General features: G+C 58.9%; 11 protein-coding genes. 9 read left to right on the plus strand and 2 right to left on the minus strand.

Translation table 11 applies throughout. The features are described 5' to 3' along the window. Positions 1–3 precede the first annotated feature (3 nt). Positions 4–960 (plus strand): glycosyltransferase, encoded by a 957-nt coding sequence (locus tag KMP13_RS08565; protein WP_215265442.1) that lies wholly within the window; start codon positions 4–6, stop codon positions 958–960. On the opposite strand, the gene KMP13_RS08570 is transcribed toward KMP13_RS08565, so the two are convergent. Beyond that, positions 930–1,712 carry a WecB/TagA/CpsF family glycosyltransferase gene (locus tag KMP13_RS08570; protein WP_435370349.1) on the minus strand — a complete coding sequence of 261 codons (783 nt, stop codon included), beginning with the start codon at positions 1,710–1,712 and terminating at the stop codon, positions 930–932. The two genes, KMP13_RS08565 and KMP13_RS08570, sit on opposite strands and share 31 nt — an antisense overlap. Positions 1,713–2,014: 302 nt before the next feature. Between KMP13_RS08570 and KMP13_RS08575 the strand changes: the two genes are divergently transcribed. The 8 genes from KMP13_RS08575 (at position 2,015) to KMP13_RS08610 (ending at position 20,613) form a co-directional block, all read left to right on the plus strand. Next, complete coding sequence (locus KMP13_RS08575; RefSeq protein WP_251363745.1) at positions 2,015–3,358, plus strand: hypothetical protein; 1,344 nt, start codon at positions 2,015–2,017, stop codon at positions 3,356–3,358. A 251-nt stretch (positions 3,359–3,609) separates the two neighbouring features. Continuing rightward, positions 3,610–10,056, plus strand: a complete 6,447-nt coding sequence (locus KMP13_RS08580) for a type I polyketide synthase (RefSeq protein ID WP_215265445.1) — start codon at positions 3,610–3,612, stop codon at positions 10,054–10,056. Continuing rightward, a complete protein-coding gene (locus tag KMP13_RS08585; RefSeq protein ID WP_353055697.1) occupies positions 10,053–11,084 on the plus strand; it encodes a glycosyltransferase family 2 protein in 1,032 nt (343 codons plus the stop codon). Before KMP13_RS08580 ends, KMP13_RS08585 begins: the two co-directional genes overlap by 4 nt. After that, a complete protein-coding gene (locus tag KMP13_RS08590) occupies positions 11,081–15,643 on the plus strand; it encodes a MupA/Atu3671 family FMN-dependent luciferase-like monooxygenase (protein WP_215265446.1) in 4,563 nt (1,520 codons plus the stop codon). Before KMP13_RS08585 ends, KMP13_RS08590 begins: the two co-directional genes overlap by 4 nt. Further along, positions 15,643–16,362 (plus strand): 4'-phosphopantetheinyl transferase family protein, encoded by a 720-nt coding sequence (locus tag KMP13_RS08595; protein ID WP_215265447.1) that lies wholly within the window; start codon positions 15,643–15,645, stop codon positions 16,360–16,362. The genes KMP13_RS08590 and KMP13_RS08595 overlap by 1 nt, the downstream gene beginning before the upstream one ends. Next, positions 16,359–17,270, plus strand: a complete 912-nt coding sequence (locus KMP13_RS08600; protein WP_215265448.1) for a hypothetical protein — start codon at positions 16,359–16,361, stop codon at positions 17,268–17,270. The genes KMP13_RS08595 and KMP13_RS08600 overlap by 4 nt, the downstream gene beginning before the upstream one ends. Continuing rightward, positions 17,267–19,774 (plus strand): hypothetical protein, encoded by a 2,508-nt coding sequence (locus KMP13_RS08605; RefSeq protein WP_215265449.1) that lies wholly within the window; start codon positions 17,267–17,269, stop codon positions 19,772–19,774. The genes KMP13_RS08600 and KMP13_RS08605 overlap by 4 nt, the downstream gene beginning before the upstream one ends. After that, positions 19,771–20,613: a glycosyltransferase family 2 protein gene (locus tag KMP13_RS08610; protein WP_215265450.1), complete on the plus strand. Its 843-nt coding sequence runs from the start codon at positions 19,771–19,773 to the stop codon at positions 20,611–20,613. The genes KMP13_RS08605 and KMP13_RS08610 overlap by 4 nt, the downstream gene beginning before the upstream one ends. Here the strand turns inward: KMP13_RS08610 and KMP13_RS08615 are convergent. After that, positions 20,610–21,809 carry a glycosyltransferase family 4 protein gene (locus tag KMP13_RS08615; protein ID WP_215265451.1) on the minus strand — a complete coding sequence of 400 codons (1,200 nt, stop codon included), beginning with the start codon at positions 21,807–21,809 and terminating at the stop codon, positions 20,610–20,612. The genes KMP13_RS08610 and KMP13_RS08615 overlap by 4 nt on opposite strands. Positions 21,810–21,968: the final 159 nt, after the last annotated feature.

Genomic DNA, 21,968 nt, shown 5'->3' on the forward strand with positions numbered 1-21,968 from the left:
TTTATGACGCAAACGAGCGCAACCAGAATCGACGCGGTGATCATCGGACGCAATGAGGGCGCGCGGTTGATCACCTGTCTCGCGTCGTTGCAGGGCATGGTCGCGCGGATGATCTATGTGGACAGCGACTCCAGCGATGGATCGGTGGAGGCGGCGCGTGCCTTGGGGGCAGATGTGGTCACATTGGACATGAGCCAGCCTTTTACCGCTGCCCGTGCGCGCAATGCGGGGCTCGCGCGTCTGGACGGGGACGGGTTTGTGCAATTTGTGGACGGCGACTGCGAGGTTGTTGCCGACTGGATCACAAAGGCGCGCCAGTTTTTGATGGACCGACCTGACGTGGCAATGGTCTGCGGCCGTCGCCGTGAACGCCACCCGGATGCGTCGATCTATAACCGTCTGTGCGACGGGGAATGGGACACGCCGGTAGGAGAGGCCAAGGCATGCGGTGGCGATGCCCTTATGCGGATCTCAGCCTTAAAAGCGGTCGGCGGATATCGCGATGACCTGATTGCTGGCGAAGAGCCCGAGATGTGCGTTCGTCTGCGTGCAAAGGGTTGGCGCATCTGGCGTCTTGAGGCGGAAATGACCCTGCATGACGCGCAGATGATGCGGTTTGGCCAATGGTGGAACCGCAGCCGCCGCGCCGGGCATGCCTTTGCCGAAGGGGCCGCCCTGCACGGTCATGCGCCAGAATTTCACTGGGTCAAGGAAACGCGCCGCGCCCTGATTTGGGGGGCGGTACTGCCCGGCGCGATTATTGTCGCCACAGCAGTATACCCACCCATGGTTGCCTTGTTGGCAATCTATCCGCTGCAAATCCTGCGCCTTAGTCGCAAAATGAAACGTCCCGAGGCCATTTTCAGCGTGATCGGGAAGTTTGCAGAAGCTTTAGGCGCGCTGGAATTTTACAAAAACCGCCTGCGCGGTCAGCGCCGCGGCATTTTGGAATACAAATGAGCCGGCTGCAGGCGCAAGCGCAAAGCATCCAACACTTGGCGCGGTAAAATAGAAAAGCACTTCATGTATCGTGGCCCCAACCGCAACGGGTCGCTCAGCGCGCGCCACAGCCATTCCAGAGCCAGATCACGCACCCATTTTGGCGCGCGGCGTTGATGCCCCCCAAGAAAATCCAAACCCGCACCGACCGAGGCAAAGCCAACATTCGGAGCCAGCTCCCGCCCGCGTTGGGCAATACGCTCCTGTTTCGGTGCACCAAGCGCCAGAAAGCACAGGCCGATGCTTTTTTCCTGAAGGGTTTCGAGGATCCACTCGGCCTCTTCCCCTTCGGGATCCAGAATACCCGGCGCATAGGTCCAGGCAACATCCAAACCCGGTATCTTGTTCTGTAGATTTTCGGCCGCATCATCCAAGGCCTCGCGGGTGCTGCCAACCAACGCCACCGGCGCCTTGGCCTCAGCCGCCCAGTGGCACAATGGATCAACCATATCCGAGCCCGGAATCAGGGACACCGGGCGCCCTGCAAGCTGGGACAACCATACAATCGGGCGCCCATCCGCCACGACAATATCATGCGCCTGATATGATTTCAGGTACTTGACGCATCGCGAAAGCTTGACCAAGTGGTCCATATTGATTGTCGCCAGCGCAAACCCCGTGCGTGCAACAAGACGCCGTGTGACCTCCTGTCGCAAACCGTCCTGCGTCGGTACATTAACTCTGATAAACTGTTCACCAAACCGAAACTTCAAACCCCATCCCCCGTAGTGTTCGCAACGAATGTCACGTTGCAAACCTCAAGACGCCTCATTGAGGCCATAACACTGAAGCAAAAAGCAAGAGGCTTTCCAACTCTGCAAATGATTAGGTCAGTTTTGCAAATTGGGTTAGTCGGTCATAGACCAATGGGTATTTGCACAGGAAAAGGGCTCGAATGCCGAATTCGATAGCCTCAGTAATGTTATTAGCTTGGCCTGTGGTCAGTATTATCCTGTTTCAGAGGCTGCCACTGGAACGAGCGGTTCTGTGGTGCTTGGTTGCAGGATACTTAATTTTGCCACCTGTTGCAGAATTTGACCTTCCATTGGTTCCAGATCTGAACAAATCGACCATGCCGTCCCTTGTTGTCTTTGTTCTTTGTGCTTTTGTCCTCAAAAAACGAATCTCTTTTTGGCCCAAGCCACTGATTGCCCGCGCATTAGTTGTGCTCTTTGTTTTGGGGGTTATCCCGACGGTTTTGACCAATCGCGACACGTTAATTTTTCAGTCCGTGCAAAATGCGGCCCCAACTGTGTTCTTCAACGGCGCGGTTCCTGGACTGCGTTTGATCGACCTAGCGTCCGTGATTGCAAACCAATTGATCGTCTTGATCCCGTTTTTTGTAGGTCGGCGGTTCTTTTCGTCCCCTGAAGGCCAAAGAGAGATCGCAATCGCATTGGTCATTGCGGTTCTGTTTTATTCCATCCCCGGATTGATCGAAATACGCCTAAGCCCGCAGGTGAACATTTGGGTCTATGGCTTCTTTCAGCATGATTTCACCCAAACCATCCGCCAGGGCGGTTACCGCCCCTTGGTGTTTTTGGAACACCCGCTCTGGTACTCTCTGTTTGTGACATACGCGCTCTTAAGTGCTGCGATCCTGTTCAAATTTTCCAAAGACAAGACACGCCTACGCTACGGTATAGCGCTGTTCTATCTGTTTATCTTTTTGTTCCTTTGCAAAAGCCTCGCCACACAACTTTATGCCATATGTTTTATACCTTTGCTCCTGTGGTTCCCGCTCAGGACGCAGCTTAAAATCTGTGTCATCCTAGGAGTTGTGGCCATCGTGTACCCTATGTTGCGAAATTTCGAAGTCATTCCGCTTGATGCGATTATGGCGCAGGCGCAGGCGTTCAGCCCCGAACGCGCGCAATCGCTTGGGTATCGCTTTGACAACGAAGAAATGATGCTGGGCCGCGCCGCAGAAAAACCGCTGTTTGGCTGGGGCGGATGGGGGCGCAATCTTGTGCGCGACATTGAGACCGCAGAAATCATCTCAATTCCCGACGGTCGCTGGATTATCGTCTTTGGCACCTTTGGCTGGTTTGGCTATATCGCCGAAATGGGCCTCTTGACCCTGCCTCTCTTCTATTTTTGGGTGCAAATGCGGCAGCAAAACCCAAAAGAAGTATCGCCCTATATTGGCGTCCTGATTATTGTTTTGACGGTGACCCTGGTTGATATGCTCCTGAACGCCACACTTATTCCGTTCACATGGCTCTGTGCAGGCGCGATCCTTGGCTATGGGGAACGGCTGAAAAACCCGGAAATGTATTCGGAACCAAAACGGCTCTTTGAGGGTCGGCTTGTTATGAGCCCAAAAGAAGGCGCCAAAGAGAAGCGGACTATTATGTGATGCGTTTTTTTTCCAAACGTTTGCCGCCAAGCTCACAAATCCTCCTCATGAAGGTCTAATATGTTGCATACTGCCCGTATTCAAAGCGCCGAAATGTTTGAGCATCAGGGGATGTTGATCATCAGACGTATCTTAAGGTCCGTCGCTTACGGCAGAATGGCTGCGCAGAGGCCAACGACTGAAACAAGGTGTCCTTCCTTGGTAAAATCGAATGTTGACCCGTTGACTGTTTGTTTTGGGACTAACGCGTAATGAAGACTGAAGAGAACCCTTCGACGGATCACAATATGGCAAGTGACATTGCTATTGTCGGCATGTCGGTTTCATTGCCGGGCGCACAGTCTGCGCAGCAATATTGGGAAAACCTCAAATCGGGCATCTGCTCGATCCAACCGCTTGAGGAGGCAGAAATCCTTGCCGCTGGGGAGCGTCCTGCCCTGTTATCGGACCCCAATTACGTAAAAGCAGCGGCGAAACTTGACGGGTATGACCAGTTTGACGCGGAATTCTTCGGTTTCTCGCCAAAAGAAGCCGCCATATTGGACCCCCAGCACCGCAAGTTTCTGGAAGTCGCCTGGGAGGCCATGGAACAGGCCGGGCATGTTCCCGAAACCACAGATGGCCCAATCGGCGTCTATGCGGGCTGCGGGATGGGCAGCTATTTCTATTTCAACATCTGCTCGAACCCTGGCTTGGTGGATGATGTGGGCATGTTCCTGCTGCGCCACACGGGCAATGACAAAGATTTCCTGACCACGCGCGCAAGCCATGTCTTTGACCTCAAAGGACCCTCGGTCAATATTCAGACGGCCTGCTCGACCTCATTAGTGGCGGTGCATTACGCCTGCGAGGCATTGCGTAAAGGCGAGTGCGGCATGGCACTTGCGGGTGGCGTTACAATCGAGCTGCCGCAGGGGCGCGGCTATCTGTTCAAGGAAAACGAAATCCTGTCGCCAGATGGCCTGTGCCATGCGTTTGACCACCGCGCGCAAGGCACGGTCTTTGGCTCCGGTGCCGGGGCCGTTGCACTGCGCCGCTTGGAGGATGCGATTGCGGATGGCGACCACATTTGGGCGGTGATCAAAGGCTCTGCCATCAACAACGACGGCGCTGACAAGGCCGGGTATCTGGCACCATCTGTCGGCGGCCAATCCGCCGCCGTGCGCAAAGCATTGGACGCGGCACAGGTCGAGGCCGACACGATCGATTACGTCGAATGTCACGGCACTGGCACCTATCTCGGTGACCCGATCGAGGTTGCGGCTTTGTCAGAGGCTTTCCGTGACACAACACAGGACGTCGGATTCTGCCGCCTTGGCTCGGTCAAAACCAATATCGGCCACTTGGACACGGCGGCCGGCATTGCGGGGCTGGCCAAAACCGCACTGGCGCTCAAACACCGGGAAATCCCGCCCTCCCTAGGCTATGAGGCACCAAACCCGGCCATTGATTTTGAGACCTCTCCGTTCAAGGTCGCCAACGTGCTGACACCGTGGACGCCACACAAAGGGCCGCGGCGCGGGGCGATCAATGCGCTGGGTGTGGGCGGCACCAATGCCCATGCGATTTTGGAAGAGGCACCCGAACGCGGAACCTCGGACGAAAGCGATTTCCCCTTCCACGTGCTGTGCATCTCAGGACAGAACAAAGCCGCGCTTGAAGCCAATACCGCCGCGCTGGCCGACCATTTGCGCGACCACCCGGATCTGGATCTCGCCGATGTTGCCTTTACCCTGAAAGAAGGCCGTCGTGGATTTGCCAAACGGCGGGTTGTGGTCGCCGAGACCGCCGCTGGGGCCGCCGAAGCCCTGACCGAGATGAACCCACGCCGGGTGTTCACCCATGATCATCTGGGGACATCGCCCGAGGTTGTGTTCATGTTCCCCGGCGGCGGCGCGCAATATGCAGGCATGGCGCGCGACCTCTACGAGACCGAGCCGGTCTTTGCTGACATTATGGATCAGGGGCTCGACCATCTGCAAAAGAGCCTGGATTACGACATCCGCGCGATCTGGCTTCCCGACGATGGCGACGAAGCGCAAGCCAACGCCAAACTGCAAACACCGTCGATCCAGCTGCCGCTGATCATGATTGTCGAATACGCGCTGGCGCAGTTGTGGATCAGCTGGGGCGTCAAACCCAGCGCTCTGGTCGGCCATTCCATGGGCGAGAACACGGCAGCCTGTTTGGCCGGTGTGTTGTCGTTTGAGGACTGCATTGATCTGGTTCTGTTGCGCGGACGTCTGTTTGATACGGTGCCTGCGGGGGGCATGTTGTCGATTTCCTTACCGCTGAGCGAAGTGGACGCCCTGATCGGCGATGATCTCGATATTGCCAGCGTCAATGCGCCCAACCTTACGGCGGTCTCTGGCCCGCAGGACGCGTTGGATCGCCTGTCGCAAAAACTGACAGCGCAAGATGTTGACCATCAACGCATCCCAATCGATATCGCCGCCCACAGTCGGATGCTCAAAGGCATCCTTGGTGAATATGGAGTCTTTCTGCGGTCGCTCACGTTCAACACGCCGACCTTGCCGATCATGTCCAATCGCACCGGTGTTGCACTGACCACGGAGCAGGCAACGGACCCGGATTACTGGGTTGCCCAGCTGCGCAACACGGTCCGGTTTGCCGATTGTGTGGAGACGCTTGCGACCCAGCCCGGACGTGTGTTCCTGGAAGTTGGGCCGGGCAAGGCGCTCAGCTCATTGGCGCAGATGTCGCCTACGGTTCAGGCCGGACAAGTGCTCAGCTCGCTGCGCCATCCGGACCAGGATATGATGGACGACGCCTATTTCTTTGGTGTGATCGGCCGCCTGTGGGCCTGCGGGGTCGAAGCCGACTGGACGCAGATCTGGGGCGAGGCCAAGCGTCACCGCCTACCCTTGCCGACCTATGCCTTTCAGCGCAGCCGATATTTCATTGAACCGGGACAAGCCGCACAGATCGAAGAGCTGCCACATCCCGCGCGACGCGATGACATCCGCGACTGGGGCTATCGCCCTGCATGGCGTCCACGACTGGCCAATTGCGCCGTCGACGTGGACAGCGATTTGGCCGAGGCGCCGCAAAATTGGCTGATCTTTGAAGATGACGCTGGGGTTGCTGCCCCAGCCATCGCAGCCCTGCGCGCGGCGGGGCATTTTGTTGCAACCGTCAAACCCGGCGACACATTTGCGCGCCTGTCTGAGGATCACTTTATCCTTGCCCCTGAAGAGGGGCGATACGGGTATGAGGCGGTCTTGACCGATCTTGCCGAGGCAGACCGGCTACCCAACCGCGTGGCCCATTTTTGGCTGGTCACACAGGCCGAGACCTTCCGCCCCGGCTCCTCTTTCTTTGATCGCAATCTGGAGATGGGATTTTATTCCCTGACGGCATTGGCGCAGGCGCTTGGCAATGCTGAGCTGGCAGATGCTGTTCAGGTCACGGCCTTTACCACAGGGGCCGCGCAACATCGCGACGAGCCGCTGCCCTATCCTGAAAAAGCAATGATTGCAGGGCCTTTGGGCGTCATGCCACGCGAGATCCCCGGCCTCACCTGCGCGTCGGTTGATATTGAATTGCCCGGCCAAGCACGTTTGATAGATGCGCTGCTTGGCAAAGAGACCCCGGACATCACCCCGCGCGTGCTGGAAGAACTGCTGGCAGAACCGAACAGCGAGACCGCAATTTGGCGCGGCGACAAACGCTACGCCCTTGATTGGCGCAAGATGCCACTTGAGGATGCTGAGACAACGCCGATAACCCAAGGCGGCACCTATGTGATCACCGGTGGGTTCGGCGGTATCGGCCTGACGGTGGCGGCGCATCTGATGCAAAACCACGGTGCCAATGTCGCTCTGGTCGCGCGTAAATCTTTGCCACCCCGTGACACTTGGGACAGCTATCTGGCCAGCAACAGCAGCGCCAATACCGTCGCCGGACGTATCCGCGCGGTGCAATCTCTGGAAGCGATTGGCCGTGGTCAAGTGCTGCCCTTGGGCGGCGATGTGGCCAATAGCGGTGACATGCAAAACGTCAAAAACCAAGTCGAGGCCGCATTTGGCAAAATCTCGGGGCTGTTCCACGGCGCGGGCTTCATCAACGACGGTTCTATTCTGGCCAAAAGCGAAGACCAGATCGCCCAGGTATTTGCCCCCAAAGTCGCGGGGCTTCGGGTGATCGATCAGATCTTTAGCATAGCGGATCTGGATTTCATCGCGTTGTTTTCCTCGTCCTCAACAATCACGCGCCCGGCGGGACAAGTCGATTATGTCGCGGCCAATGAGTTTCTGAACGCTTGGGCCAAGCGGCAAAACGCACGGCCCGATGCGGCGCGCACGGTTGCGATCAATTGGGGCGTTTGGGGCGATGTGGGCATGGCGTCAGATGCGATGGCTGCACGCCTTGGCGGCAGCGGGCCCAGCGCGCGCACCCCATGCGATCTGGCCCTGTTTGACACTCAGGGCTTTGACGGCTTTGGGCAGCGTTTCTTTGCGGCTGACATCGCGTCCACCCATTGGTTGGTGGATGAGCACCGCACCAAAGCAGGCACCGCGCTTGTTCCCGGAACCGGGTATATTGAACTGATTGCCGAAGCCTTGCAGGGCGTGGGCATCCAAGACGGCTTTGACCTCGAAGACCTCTATTTCCTGCGTCCCTTTGTTGTGGGCGACGGGGAAAAGCGCGAATTGATCCTGCGTTTGCTGGCCGAAGATCGCGGCTATGAGGTGCAGATCCTCGGGGCGGCCGATGATGGATATGCGCTGATCGCCGAAGCTCGGGTGCGCCTTGGCTTACAAGACGCCGAGGGCGACGTGGACCTTGCCAAGACACGGATGCGGTGCACGCAGCAAATGGCACTGGTGGCGGGCCGTCTGCGCTCACCCCAAGAAGCGCATCTTGCGTTCGGCCCGCGTTGGCATGTGCTCACCCAGGGGGCAACCGGTGCGGGTGAGGGGCTTGCGACGTTGGAACTTGCGCCCAGTGCGGCCAAGGATGGATGCCTGTTGCATCCGGGCCTTATGGATCTGGCGACCGGCTGGGCCATTGATCTGGTGCCAAGCTACAAAGAAGACGCGCTGTGGGTGCCCGTCAGCTATGACCGGATCCGCATCCATGGGCCGCTGACCGCCGCGATCCACAGTCACATGCGTCTCGCCGGTTCCGAGGGCGATGGGTTTGCGCGTTTTGACGTGACGCTGACAGATCCCAACGGGCAAAGCCTGGTGGAGATAACCGGGTTCCAAATGAAACGCCTCGCCGGTGGGTTTGAGGCCGCAACCGCGACGGCCTCGGATCACAGTGTGGAAGAGATCGGACTTGCAAAACCGCAATCCTCTGCCCCCTTGTCCGGGGATGAACGCAGGCTGCAGCACAATATTGCCAACGGGATCCGCGCCGCAGAAGGCGGCGATGCCATGGAACGCGCCTTGGCGAGCGGGGTATCGCAGGTCGTTGTCTCTTCGCTGCCGTTGCCGGATCTGATCGCGCAAGCCGCATACAGCAGCGAGGCGCAAGGCGAACAGCAGACCTTTGAACGCCCGCAGTTGGACACAGACTACGTCGCGCCCAGCAACCCGGTTGAAGAGGCTTTAGCGGATATCTTCGCCTCGCTCCTTGGGGTGGCGCAGGTGGGCGTCGAAGACAGTTTCTTTGACCTTGGCGGGCACTCTCTGATCGCAGTGCGCCTATTTGCACAGGTCAAACGTGCCTTTGGTGTGGAGTTCCCGATTTCGGTGCTGTTTGACGCGCCAAGTGTCGCGGCACTCGCAGACAAGATCATCGCCCGCACCGGTGGCAGCGTCACCACGGAGGATGGCGCGCCAAGTGCTGACCAAAGCCAAGAGGCGGTAGAGCACAAACATCTGGTGACCCTGCATCCGGGTGATGGCACAGGTCGACGCCCGTTCTTCCTGGTGGCGGGGATGTTCGGCAACGTCTTGAACTTGCGTCATTTGGCGCTGCAAGTTGGGCAAGATCGCCCGGTCTATGGCCTGCAAGCCAAAGGGCTGATTGGATCGGACGAGCCGCACACCCGCCTGCAAGACGCAGCACATGACTACCTGGCGGAAATCCGCAACATCCAGCCTGAGGGCCCGTATCTGTTGGGCGGCTTTTCTGGTGGTGGCCTAACTGCATACGAGATGGCACAGCAGTTGGACGCACAAGGCGAAGAGACCACTGCGCTGATCCTGTTGGATACCCCGCTGCCGATGCGCCCAGAGCTGACGCGGCAGGATAAAGCGCTGATCAAGATGCAGGAATTGCAGTCCAAAGGGGCGGGCTACCTGTGGGAATGGGGCAAGAACCGGATCGCCTGGGAGTTTGAGAAACGCCGCGCCAAGCCAGCCGAGGCCGGTCATGCGCCCGAGTTTAACAACCGCAAGATCGAACTCGCCTTCCGGGAAGCCATCAGCGTCTATGCCCTTAAACCCTGGCAAGGGGCGATGACCTTGTTCCGCCCACCGCTGGATCGCCATTGGCGGGTCAGCAGTGACAATTGGGTGTCGTCCGAGAGGGAGTATGTCTTTGCCGACAACGACTGGACCCGCTGGGCGGCAAATGTGGATATCGTCGAAGTCCCCGGCAATCACGACAGTATGGTGCTGGTTCCAAATGTTTCTGTCTTGGCAAGCGACGTCAAAGCAGTATTGGACGACGCAGATCTGAAATCACGCGGTGTGTCCGCAAGGCGCAAGGAAGCAGCCGAGTGAGTGAACAGCACAAAAAAGCCGCCGGTCATTCGGTTCTGACAGTTCTGTTGAACTACAAAACGCCGGAGATGACGGTGAAGTCCTTGCGTGCCGCCATGGCCGCGATGGAAGATCTCGCGGGTGAAATCGTTGTGGTCGACAATGCCTCAGGCGATGGCTCCTATGAGAGTATTCGCCAGGTTGCAGATCAGGAAGGCTGGTTGACCAATGGGCGCGTCCGTTTGATCCAATCGCCGGTGAACGGCGGTTTTGGCACGGGTATGAACCTAGGGATGCAGGCTGGTTTGTCGGATGGATGCCGTCCTGATTTTTACTACCTGCTGAACTCTGACGCCTTTGCCAACGAAGACACGATCCGGACCCTTCGCGATTTTTTGCAAGAGACGCCAGAGGCAGGGTTTGCAGGCTCTTATGTCCATGGGCTTGATGACGATCCCCATTGCACCGCCTTTCGTTTTCCCACCCTTGCCAGTGAATTTGAAGGGGCGGCGCATACCGGATTGATCACCCGGCTGTTGCCCAATGTCAGCGTGCCGATGGATCTGCCCATCCGAGCGACACGGGTGGATTGGACGGCCGGCGCCAGCTTGATGATCCGCGCAGACGTCATCCAAGAGGTTGGCGGATTTGACGAGACCTTCTTTTTGTATTTCGAAGAAACCGAATTGTGCAACCGGGCCGCGGCGGCTGGATGGCACACCTATTACGTGCCGGAAAGCCGGATTGCCCATGTCGGGTCGGCTTCAACGGGGATGAAAAGATGGTCCCGCACGCCGGGCTACTGGTTTGACTCACGCTGGCACTATTTCTCAAAAGTGCATGGGCGCTTTTATGCGGTTGCGGCCACCTTTGCGCTGCTGGCGGGCAGCGGTATCTATTGCCTGCGCCGTCTGATCCAGACCAAACCCCAAATGAATTCTGACGGGTTTATTCGCGACCTGTGGACCCATATGCGCACGCAGCTTGCACGCCCAACGAAACACCTTGAAACGCGCCCCCTGTCATCGGAACCGAAGGAGCCGAAATGAACCCTTTTTCCGCTGTTTTAATTGGTAACGAGTCTCTGTTGATAGGTTGTGCGGATCAGATGTTGGCCCGTGGTCACGACATCCGCGCCGTAGTCTCGGAGCAGGCTGACATCCAGACCTGGGCCAAAGACAAAGGGATTTCGGTCCTTACCCACCCTGTAGACGTGCCGGATGGATTTGACTGGCTGCTGTCGATCGCGAACCTGCGCATGATCCCAAATGCGGTGCTAGCGCGCGCGGCCAAAGGTGCGGTGAATTTCCACGATGGCCCCCTGCCCGCCTATGCCGGTTTGAACACGCCGAACTGGGCGCTGATCAATGGCGAAGCACAGCATGGCATCACTTGGCACGTCATCGAGGGCGGCGTGGACGAAGGCGACATTCTTGCACAGCGCCTGTTTGATGTGACCGATGACGAGACGGCGTTCAGCCTGAATTCAAAATGCTATGCCGCCGCGATGGACAGTTTTGCGGAGGTTCTCGAACAGCTCGAAAGTAACACGCTGAACCGGCAGCCGCAGGACCTGAGCCAGCGCCAATATTTCGCCAAGGCGGATCGCCCCTGGGGGGATGGCCTGCTGGATTTCACCAAATCCGCAACGGATTTGGCGCAACTGATCCGCGCCCTGGATTTTGGCGACTATTGGAACCCGCTCTGTGCGCCGAAAATCGTAGTCGACGATCACGTTCTGCTGGTCAAGCAAGCCGAAGCGGTCGATGACGATGGAAGCGCAGGCACGATCCTTGATGTCTCAGACGATACGCTGACCATTGCTTGTGGTGACGGCGCCGTGAAGGTCAACCAGATTTCGCGGGCTGATGGGGCGCATATTGAGTTGGCGACCCTCGCCGCGGTTGGATCTCAGCTATCTCAACCAGACGCCAAAATGGGGACTGCGGTTGAAGCCGCCATGCGATCCGCGCAGGCGGGTGAAGCCCACTGGCGCGCAGCCCTTGGGCAAATGCATCCGCTCACGGCTCCTTTGGCGCAAAGCACCGGTAGGAGCGGTTGGATCACGGAAACAATTGATCTGCCTGAAGGGCTGAGCCACGCAGAGATCGCAACCGCCGCGTCGGCCTGGGCATTGCTTAGCACGGGGGAGGACTATGGCGATATTGCCCTGCACGTGGACACCTCCAAAGGCTATCCCGGTTTCGTCAGCGATTGGGTGCCGTTGCACAGCCGCCGTGATACAGTGCTATCTGACGCGGTGGCGCAAGCCTCCGACACATTGGCCAAAGCGCAAAAGTTCGGCGGATTTTCCTGTGATCTGATTGCTCGCGCTCCAGAGCTGACCGCCCAAGCAAGGCCCGAGATCGCACTGTCTTTCGGCAATGACACCCCCGTCACCGGCGCGGTGCTGACCCTGTCGGTTGATGACGCGCACGCAACGTTGCATGGCGATGCCGCTCGCTTGGATGCGCGCGCTATGTCATTGCTGGGTGAGCGGCTTCGTCTGGTTCTGAAAGCCTTGCCCGACCACGGTGCCCAGCCCCTAAAGTCGTTGCCGATACTGCCGGATGCCGAACGCAAACTGTTGTTGGAAGAATGGACCGAAACAGCCTGCGACTTCGCCGCTGACCTGACCATTCACCAAGCGTTTGAAGCGCAGGTCGCCAAGACACCGGATGCAACGGCGCTGGTGTTTGAAGCCGAAACGCTGACCTATGCGCAGCTGAATGCGCGCGCCAATGGCGTGGCCCAGCGCCTGCAGGACATGGGGGTGACACCGGGTGCGCATGTTGGGATCTATGTGCGTCGCTCGGTTGATCTGGTGGTGGCCGCATTTGGCGTGCTCAAAGCGGGCGGTGCCTATGTGCCGCTGGATCCGGCCTACCCTGCCGATCGTATTGCGCATTATGTCTCCGACAGCGAAGCCTCTGTTATTGTGACACAATCGGCCATGGTCGCCAGCCTGCCGACATCCAATGCAGCCGTGTTGGAGATCGAGAGCCTGCATCACGCCGAACAGGGTGAGAATATCGACAGCGGTGCCAGCGGCGATGATCTGGCCTATTTGATCTACACCTCAGGCTCGACCGGGCTGCCCAAGGGGGTGATGGTCACACACGCCAATGTCTCAAACTTCTTCACTGGCATGGACCAACGCATTCCTTACCAGCCCGGTGACAGCTGGCTCGGGGTGACCTCCCTGTCGTTTGATATCTCGGTGTTGGAGCTATTCTGGACCTTGTCGCGCGGCTTCAAATTGATCCTGTCGAGTGATGAGAGCCGTCTGCAACTGTCCAACGGCCCCATCGCCACCAGCGACCGCAAGATGGAGTTCAACCTCTTTTACTGGGGCAATGACGACGGGGCAGGCCCCAAGAAATACGAGCTGCTGCTCGAAGGCGCAAAATTTGCCGACCAAAACGGGTTCAATGCGGTCTGGACGCCGGAACGCCACTTCCACGCCTTTGGCGGCCCCTACCCCAACCCGTCGGTCACCGGTGCGGCCGTTGCTGCGGTCACGCAGAACATCGGCGTGCGCGCGGGGTCTTGTGTTGCACCGCTCCACCATCCGGCGCGGATCGCCGAGGAATGGGCCGTGATCGACAATCTGACCAATGGGCGCACGGGTCTGGGATTTGCCTCTGGCTGGCAGCCTGATGATTTCATTCTGCGCCCTGAGAACACGCCGCCTGCAAACAAACCTGCGCTGTTTGAAAGCATCGAAACCGTGCGCAAACTGTGGCGCGGTGAAGAGGTCGCCTTTGCGCGCAAAGATGGCGGCACGCACAATGTGATCTCGCAACCGCGTCCTGTTTCAAAAGAGCTGGACGTCTGGGTGACAACCGCAGGCAATCCGGACACCTGGCGCGAAGCGGGGTCCATGGGAGCCAATGTTCTGACCCACCTGTTGGGCCAAAGCATTGAAGAGGTCGCGGGTAAGATCCGCATTTATCACGACGCGCTGCGTGCGGCAGGCCACGATCCCGCGGATTTCACCGTCACCTTGATGCTGCACACATACCTCGCCGACACCCGCGAAGAAGCCCGGTCCGTGGCGCGCGAGCCGATGAAGGACTATCTGCGCTCTGCCGCTGGCTTGATCAAACAATATGCCTGGGCCTTCCCCGCGTTTAAGCGGCCCGAAGGGGTGAATAACCCGTTTGAGGTCGACCTTGGCAGCCTGTCAGGAGAAGAGCTGGAAGCGATCCTCGATTTTGCCTTTGAGCGTTATTTCGAGGAGTCCGGCCTGTTCGGCACGATCAACGATGCCTGCACCCGCGTGGAAGAGCTTAAACGCATCGGCGTGGATGAGATCGCCTGTCTGATCGATTACGGCATTGCGCCCGACGTGGTACTGGAAGGGCTGAAACCACTGGCCGATGTGCTGCGGCTGTCCAATGCGCCACAGGAATTGGCGGATGACGACTTCTCGCTTGCCGCGCAGATGATCCGCCACACTGTGTCCCATATGCAGTGCACGCCCTCTATGGCGCGGATGATCACGATGAACAATGAGGCGCGGATGGCCGCGGGGCGTCTGCAACATCTGCTGGTCGGCGGCGAAGCTTTGCCCGGTGATCTGGTCGCGGCTTTGCGTGAAAACAGCGGCGCGCAGATCCACAATATGTATGGCCCGACCGAGACGACGATTTGGTCAACCGTGCAGACCCTGGACGGGGTGCCTGCGGGCGTTGCGGATATCGGCACGCCAATTGCCAATACCGATATCTTGGTTGTGAATGATGCGGGCGACCCCCAACCCATTGGTGCACCAGGCGAATTACTCATCGGCGGCGCAGGTGTCACCGAAGGGTACTGGCAACGCGCTAAGATGACGGCTGATCGTTTTGTCGACGTCCCCCACAAGCCGGGCACCTTCTATCGCACCGGCGATCTGGTCCGCTGGCGCGCCGATGGGCGGATCGACTTTCTGGGCCGCACCGACCACCAGGTCAAAATTCGCGGCCAACGGATCGAACTGGGTGAGATCGAGGCGGCGCTTGCCGCATACCCCGGTGTCACAGCCGCCGTTGTCATGCCCCGCAAAATCGGCGAAGGCGAACGGTTGGTGGGCTATGTCACCGCATCAGCGCCAATTTCTGAGGAGGCGGTGCAAAAATCCCTGGCGACCAAACTGGCAGAGGTCATGGTGCCTGCCCATATCGTGACGCTTGAAACCTTCCCGCTGACCCCAAACAAAAAGATCGACCGCAAAGCGCTGCCTGATCCCACCCCCGCACGAAAGGTCACCGCAGCCACGGTCGCTCCCGCCGCCGGTGCGCAGGCGCAAATCGCCGACATCTGGTCGCGTATCCTGGGTGTTTCAAATGTTGGCGCGCAGGACAATTTCTTTGCCCTTGGCGGCCACTCCCTGCTGGCAGTTCAGGCCCATCGCGAAATTCGCGAAACCCTTGCAGCGGCGCGCCTGTCGATCACGGATATCTTCCGCTTTCCGACCCTATCCGGGCTGGCCGATCACATCGAAGGCCTGTCTGGTGGCAAAACCGCAGAAGAGCCCGAAGCAGATGCGGTCGATGACGCGACACGCGCGGATCGAATGTCCAAACGCCGTGCAATGCGCGCCAACCGGAAGGCGCGGGTGTAATGCAGGCGCCCTCACCCGGCCTATGCGCGCAGCGCCACGACTTGGCGCGCGCGTTGTTTGGACCGGACGTCCGCATTTGTGTCACCGACCCGCAACAACCGCAGCCCGCGCCATTCCCTGACGAAGCCGCGGGCCTGTCCCCGCGCGCGGTGGAGAAACGCCAGCGCGAATTTGCAGCCGGGCGCGCAGCCGCACATCAGGCCATACACGACCTTGGACACCCGCCCGTTGCCATTCCGGTCGGCGAACACCGGGCACCCATTTGGCCCAATGGGTTGACCGGCTCCATCAGCCACACGCACAGCTGCGCCATGGCGGCCGTGGCGGATACCAAGGATTTCGCGGGCCTCGGTCTGGATGTTGAGGAAGACACGCCGCTTAAACCCGAACTGTGGGATGCGATCTGCTCAGCCGGTGAACAAGACTGGATGCGCCGCCAAAAGAACCCCGGACAGATGGGTAAACTTATTTTTTCCGCCAAAGAAGCCGCCTATAAATGCCAATATGCGTTGAGTGAGACATATTTTGGGTTTGACGGGATGGAGCTTGAGATCGACAGCCACGACAACCGTTTCCTGGCGCGGTTCACAGCCGACCGTGCTCCGTTCAAAGCCGCTGACGAGATCGCTGGCCGCTTTGCAATTGGGGCGGGCGTTATCATAACTGCCGCAGAACTGCCGCGCGCGGTCGCGGATCATATGCAACAGAGGCCCGAATGACCGGACGACGCGCGATACTTGGGCTCTTGGCCCTTTTGCCCTTTGGATCTTGGTCCGGGTTTGCGGAGGCCGCATCTGTACCGGTGCCCGCGCTCGATGCGCCAGAGGGGGCCATGTCCGTCTATCACCTGGGGCATTCGCTGGTGGGGCCGGTGATGCCACATATGCTGGCGCAGCTGGCCCCAACCGCGCACCGCTGGAACAGCCAGCTGGGCTCGGGCACCTCGCTCAAGGAACATTGGGAGCCGGGCCTGCCCATTCGTGACTTTGAGATTTCCAATACGCCGCCCAGCTTCCGCGATGCGCGCGAGGCGATTGGTTCGGGCGATTACGACGCAGTGGTGCTGACGGAAATGGTCGAGCTGCGCGATGCGATCAAATACTTCGGATCTGCGAAATACCTGCGACGCTGGGCGGATCTGGCGCGCACCGCACCCAAAGCGCCGCGCATCTATTTGTATGAAACCTGGCACAATTTGGATGATCCGGGCGGCTGGTTAGAGCGTATCGATGCAGATCTTGAGCCTTTGTGGCTGGGTCGTGTTCTGGGTTCCGACAGCCGTCGCAATCCAACTGACCAGCTGTATCTGATCCCAGCCGGACAGGTTATGGCCGCAGTGGTCCGCGCCGCCGAAGCTGGCGAGATCGACGGGCTGCATACGCGACAAGATCTATTCTCGGACACCATTCACCTTAATGATCTGGGGGCTTATGTGGTCGCGCTCACGCATTTCGCCGTGCTGTATCACCAGAACCCGGTGGGTCTGCCGCATGTATTGACCCGCCCCGACGGCACCGAAGCAGAGGCGCTTACCCCTACCGGCGTTGCACAGGTACAGGCGATCGTCTGGCAGGTTGTCACGGCCATGCCGCGCACCGGAATTTCAGGGGCGGCAGAGGCAAAATGATACTGTCTGAGGTTTTGAAATCCGTCGTTTTTGTCGGCCACTCGCTGTTTGGCCATGAAAACCCGCAGATGCTCGACCAACTGCTGGACCGCGACCAACCTGCAGCCGTTCAGGCGCAGATCATCAATGGCGCACCGCTGAGTTATAACTGGCAACACGCCAGCGAAGCCGAAGGGATCAACGCCCGCGCAGCCCTGCCCACTGGCGTGGACGCGGTGATCGTGACCGAAGCGATCCCGCTGGCCAATCACCTCAAATGGAGCAACAGCCGCGAGGCCGTCACCCAGTTCTATGAATTGGCACGGACCGGCAATCCAGACGTGCAGTTTTATCTGCAAGAAACCTGGCACAGCCTCGACAGCGGCACCGATGAGACCATCCCATTTGACGACGGCATGGCAATCCCTTGGCGTGAACGCCTCACTCAAGATCTGCCTGCGTGGCAGGCCGTGGTGGACGATGTAAACGCAGAGGTCGGCGGCAATATTAAACTGTTGGAAGCCGGCCAAGCGATGGCGCGTTTGGATGACGCGATCACTGCGGGCACGGTTCCCGGGCTGACCGACATTCGCGACGTCTTCGCCGATGACATCCATCCCAATGACATCGGTTTTTACTATCTCAGCCTCTTTCAATATGCGGTGCTGACGGGGAAATCACCCGAAGGTCTGCCGCGTCAGCTCAAGGATCGCTGGGGCACGCCGTACAAGGCAGCCTCGCAGGCGCAGGCCGCGCGGTTGCAGGAAATCGCCGCGCGCGCGGCCCGCAAAGATGTGCAGCGCACCGCCCTGCCACCGGATCCCGGAGCCTTGCCGCAAGAGCCCATTCCCGTGCGTCTGAACCAAGACAGGACGGCGTCCCAGGCTCTGTTTGGCAAGACGCGCCAACAGCCCATCGCCATGAACCTCGCCTCGGTTGTTGACTGGTCGCCGCAAGCGCCGTTTCTGGATCATTTCAAAACCGCGCGTGCCTGGATCGGCCATCTTCCCGGTCGTTGGGGCGGTGTGACAGCGGCAGAGCTACGTGACGCAGGCTATCTGGATCAGGATGGCTGGCCCAAGGCGGTTCCGGCCAATCTGGGCTCCATCGGCACTGTTTTATTGGCAGATTTACCCGAAGAAGCCCGTACGCTGGTCGGACGATACCGGCTGAGCTTTGACGGCGATGGCATTGTCGAGGTGTCGGGACGTGCGGAAAACGTCCGCTACAGACCGGGTGAAGTCTGGTTTGATTTCACCCCGGGCCCCGGCATTGTCGAGGTACGTATTCAACGCAGTGACCGGCAGGGAAACGGCGACTACGTGCGCAATATCTCGGTCGTGAAACAAGAACACCTGGAGGATTTTGCAGCCGGGCGCGTGTTCAACCCGCGATGGCTCGACATTTTGGACGGGTTTGAAGTTCTGCGCTTTATGGACTGGATGGAAACCAATGATTCCGAGCAAATCGGCTGGGAAGATCGCCCGCTGATCCAGGACTATAGCTGGGCCATAAAAGGCGTCCCCGCCGAGGTGATGTTGCGTTTGGCCAATGAGCTGGGCGCAGCACCGTGGTTTTCCATGCCCCATCAGGCCGATGACAGCTATATGCGCAATTTCGCCCGTCTGGCGCATCAGTTCCTGGATGAAGATCTGCGCCTTTATGTGGAATATTCAAATGAGGTCTGGAATTGGCAATTCAATCAGGCCCAATGGGCCGAGGTTGAGGGGCGCAAACGCTGGGGCGGCGAAAACCTGTGGATGCAATACTACGGCGCGCGCGCAGCCGAGATGGCCCAGATTTGGAGCGACGTCTTTGCCGAAAACGCCGACGACCGTCTGGTCCGCGTGATCGCCACACAAACCGGTTGGCTTGGTCTGGAAGAGCAGCTGTTGGAGGCCCCGCTTTGGCGCGCAGAAGATCCGAAGAACCGTGCTCCGGCTGACTACTTTGATGCCTATGCGGTCACCGGCTACTTTGGTGGCGTGCTGGGCCGGGACGACTATGTTGATGTCGTGCGTGCCTGGATTGCGGACAGCCGCGCCCGTGCCGATGACGCCGGGCGAAAGAAGGGGCTGATCGGCAGCGCTTTGCGCACCTTTGTACGTGAGCACCAGTTTGACATCGCCAGCGCCCAGGCCACGGCCGAGCTGCGCGATGGGCTGATCTCTGGTCAGGCCTCAGATACATTGGCCGATCTGTTGAACCGGATCCTGCCCTATCATGGCGAGGTCGCGCAGTCCCATGATCTGGATCTGATCATGTATGAAGGTGGCAGCCATATCGTGGGCGTCGGCCCGCATGTGGAGGATGAAACGCTGACGCAGTTCTTTGTGCATTACAATTATTCCGAGGATATGGGGCTTTTGTACCAAGAGCTGCTGGCCGGGTGGCACGCGCTCGGTGGGCAGCTGTTCAACGCCTACGCCGATGTCTACCCGCCCGGACGCTGGGGCAGTTGGGGGGCGCTGCGTACGTTGAGCGACCGCAATCCCCGCTGGTCTGCCCTAGAGGCCGCCAAATGAGTGCGGATTTGGGGCTGAGCGTCCTTATCCCGGCCCATAATGAGGCTGGCGAAATCGGCGCTTGTCTTGCGGCGGTCTTTGCCTCAGATCCGTTGCCAGATGGGGTTCAAGGCGAGGTTTTGGTGCTGGCGAATGGCTGCACAGATGCCACGGCAGAGCTCGCCCGCAGCACCACGCCGCCTGCGGGGTGGGACATAAGCGTGCTGGAAATCACCGAGGGCGGCAAGCTGAACGCTTTGAACCAGGGCGACGCGCAGGCACAGGGCAAAGTCCTGGTCTACCTTGATGCGGATGTACGCGTCTCCCCATCACTCTTGCCGCAGATTTACGGCGTTCTGTCACAAGAGGGTGCGGGCTATGCCTCTGGCCAGCCTCAAGTTTTGGGCGGGGCTTCCGCCTTTAGCCGCGCCTATGGTCGCCTGTGGCAGCGCTTGCCGTTTGTGGTGCACGGCGTGCCGGGCTTTGGTCTGTTTGCCATGAACCGCCAAGGGCGCGCGCGCTGGAACACTTGGCCGCAGATCATTGCCGATGACACATATGCGCGGTTGATGTTTACCACCAACGAACGCCACAAGGTCGCCGCCCCCTATGAATGGCCGCTGGTTCAGGGATTTCGCAATCTGGTACGGGTGCGACGTCGGCAAAACGATGGAGTGCGCGAGATTGAACAGCTCTACCCCGATCTGTTGGAAAACGAAGATAAATTCGCACCCCGCAAAAGCGCGGTGCTGCGCCTGTTTCTCACCGACCCGGTTGGTTTTCTGACCTACGCACTGGTCACGTTGGCAGTGAAATCTCCACTTTTTCGTAGCAAAACCCGTTGGACGCGGGGGCGCTAACGCCTGGTGGACCGGATATGTGCGGCCAGTTTCGCGGCCTCGGTATCGCTGTCATGACGCTCCAATACGCGCAGCCGCCCGACCTGCCCCATCTCAGCCCGCCTATCAGTTGAAGTCTCCGCCAGCTCCAGGATCGCGCGCGCCAACTGCTCTTGATCCCCAGCCGGAACCATCCAGCCGGTCTGGCCGGGCACAACCAGCTCTGGCGTGCCCGCGATATAGGTTGCGATGACAGGACGCGCGGCGGCCATGGCTTCCATCACCACCATAGGAAGCCCTTCGGCAAAGGAGGGCATAACCAAGGCATGCGCCTGCGCCAATTGCGCCCGCACGCCAGCCTCATCCAGCCAACCGGTTAGGGTCACATTGTCCCCAATGCCGTGATGCGCAATTGCGGCTTCCAGATCTGCGCGCAGATCACCATCACCAATCAAGTATAGCTGCGCCTTCGGCTGTGCCTTCACAACATCCGCAAACGCATGCACCAGCACCATCTGGCCCTTTTGTTCAACAAACCGACCAATGGCTGCCAAACGCAGGTCGCCATCGGGCATTTCGGCAGGGTCAGCGAATTTTTGCGGCTCAATCCCGCAATGGACGATTTTGATCCTGTCCCAGGCGTCAAACTCGGCCCAACGGCTTAGCTGACTGCGTCCGAAACTGCTGATGGCCACAGTAAAAGCCGAAGCGTTGACCTTAGCGCCTAGGGACAAGGACTGGGGTACATCAAACTCCTCTGGTCCGTGGGCGGTGAAACTATAGGTTGGGCCACCCAAAAGATGCGCAAGCATCGCAACAGCCGTGGAATTGGTGCCAAAATGCGCGTGCATATGTTCGCCCCCTTGGCTGGCGCAACGCTGTTTGACCCAAGCTGCCTCCCCCAAATAGATCAGGTGCCGCAAAACACCGGTCGAGGACTGCCGTCCCATCGCGATGGCCTGTTTCAATACGGTCCCAAACCCCGGCTGTGTGACTTCGCGCAACAGCGCACGTGCCAAGGCGCCCAAGCCCTTGGCCAAAACATACTCCGTCTTGGCGGCTTCGGCTGTGTCGCCATCGTCCACCAAGGGCGCATCGCTGGCGCGCATTGCAAGACGCGCAACCTCAAACCCTTGCCGCTCCAGAGCCTGAATTTCTCGTCGGATAAAAGAATGCGATGGCTGCGGGTAAGTGTTCAGAACATATACAATTTTCACATCAACGGCCTTTGACAATATGTGCGCCGACCATACGCTACTCTGCGCTTTGAGCCGGTGCAAAATAATGCATCATATTATCAATTGAATTCGCAAAAATCCCCGCGAATTCGATTGATTTGTTTCCACAACACTACCAGCAAAGGATCAAGGCGCACA

The organism is Epibacterium ulvae (assembly GCF_018678075.1).
Taxonomy (GTDB): Bacteria; Pseudomonadota; Alphaproteobacteria; order Rhodobacterales; family Rhodobacteraceae; genus Epibacterium; species Epibacterium ulvae_A.

Excerpts from the sequence above, each read along its gene's own strand:
- KMP13_RS08565 (WP_215265442.1), top strand. The coding sequence starts at position 4 with ATGACGCAAACGAGCGCAACCAGAATCGACGCGGTGATCATCGGACGC.
- KMP13_RS08580 (WP_215265445.1), top strand. The coding sequence starts at position 3,610 with ATGAAGACTGAAGAGAACCCTTCGACGGATCACAATATGGCAAGTGAC.
- KMP13_RS08590 (WP_215265446.1), top strand. The coding sequence starts at position 11,081 with ATGAACCCTTTTTCCGCTGTTTTAATTGGTAACGAGTCTCTGTTGATA.
- KMP13_RS08595 (WP_215265447.1), top strand. The coding sequence starts at position 15,643 with ATGCAGGCGCCCTCACCCGGCCTATGCGCGCAGCGCCACGACTTGGCG.
- KMP13_RS08600 (WP_215265448.1), top strand. The coding sequence starts at position 16,359 with ATGACCGGACGACGCGCGATACTTGGGCTCTTGGCCCTTTTGCCCTTT.
- KMP13_RS08605 (WP_215265449.1), top strand. The coding sequence starts at position 17,267 with ATGATACTGTCTGAGGTTTTGAAATCCGTCGTTTTTGTCGGCCACTCG.
- KMP13_RS08610 (WP_215265450.1), top strand. The coding sequence starts at position 19,771 with ATGAGTGCGGATTTGGGGCTGAGCGTCCTTATCCCGGCCCATAATGAG.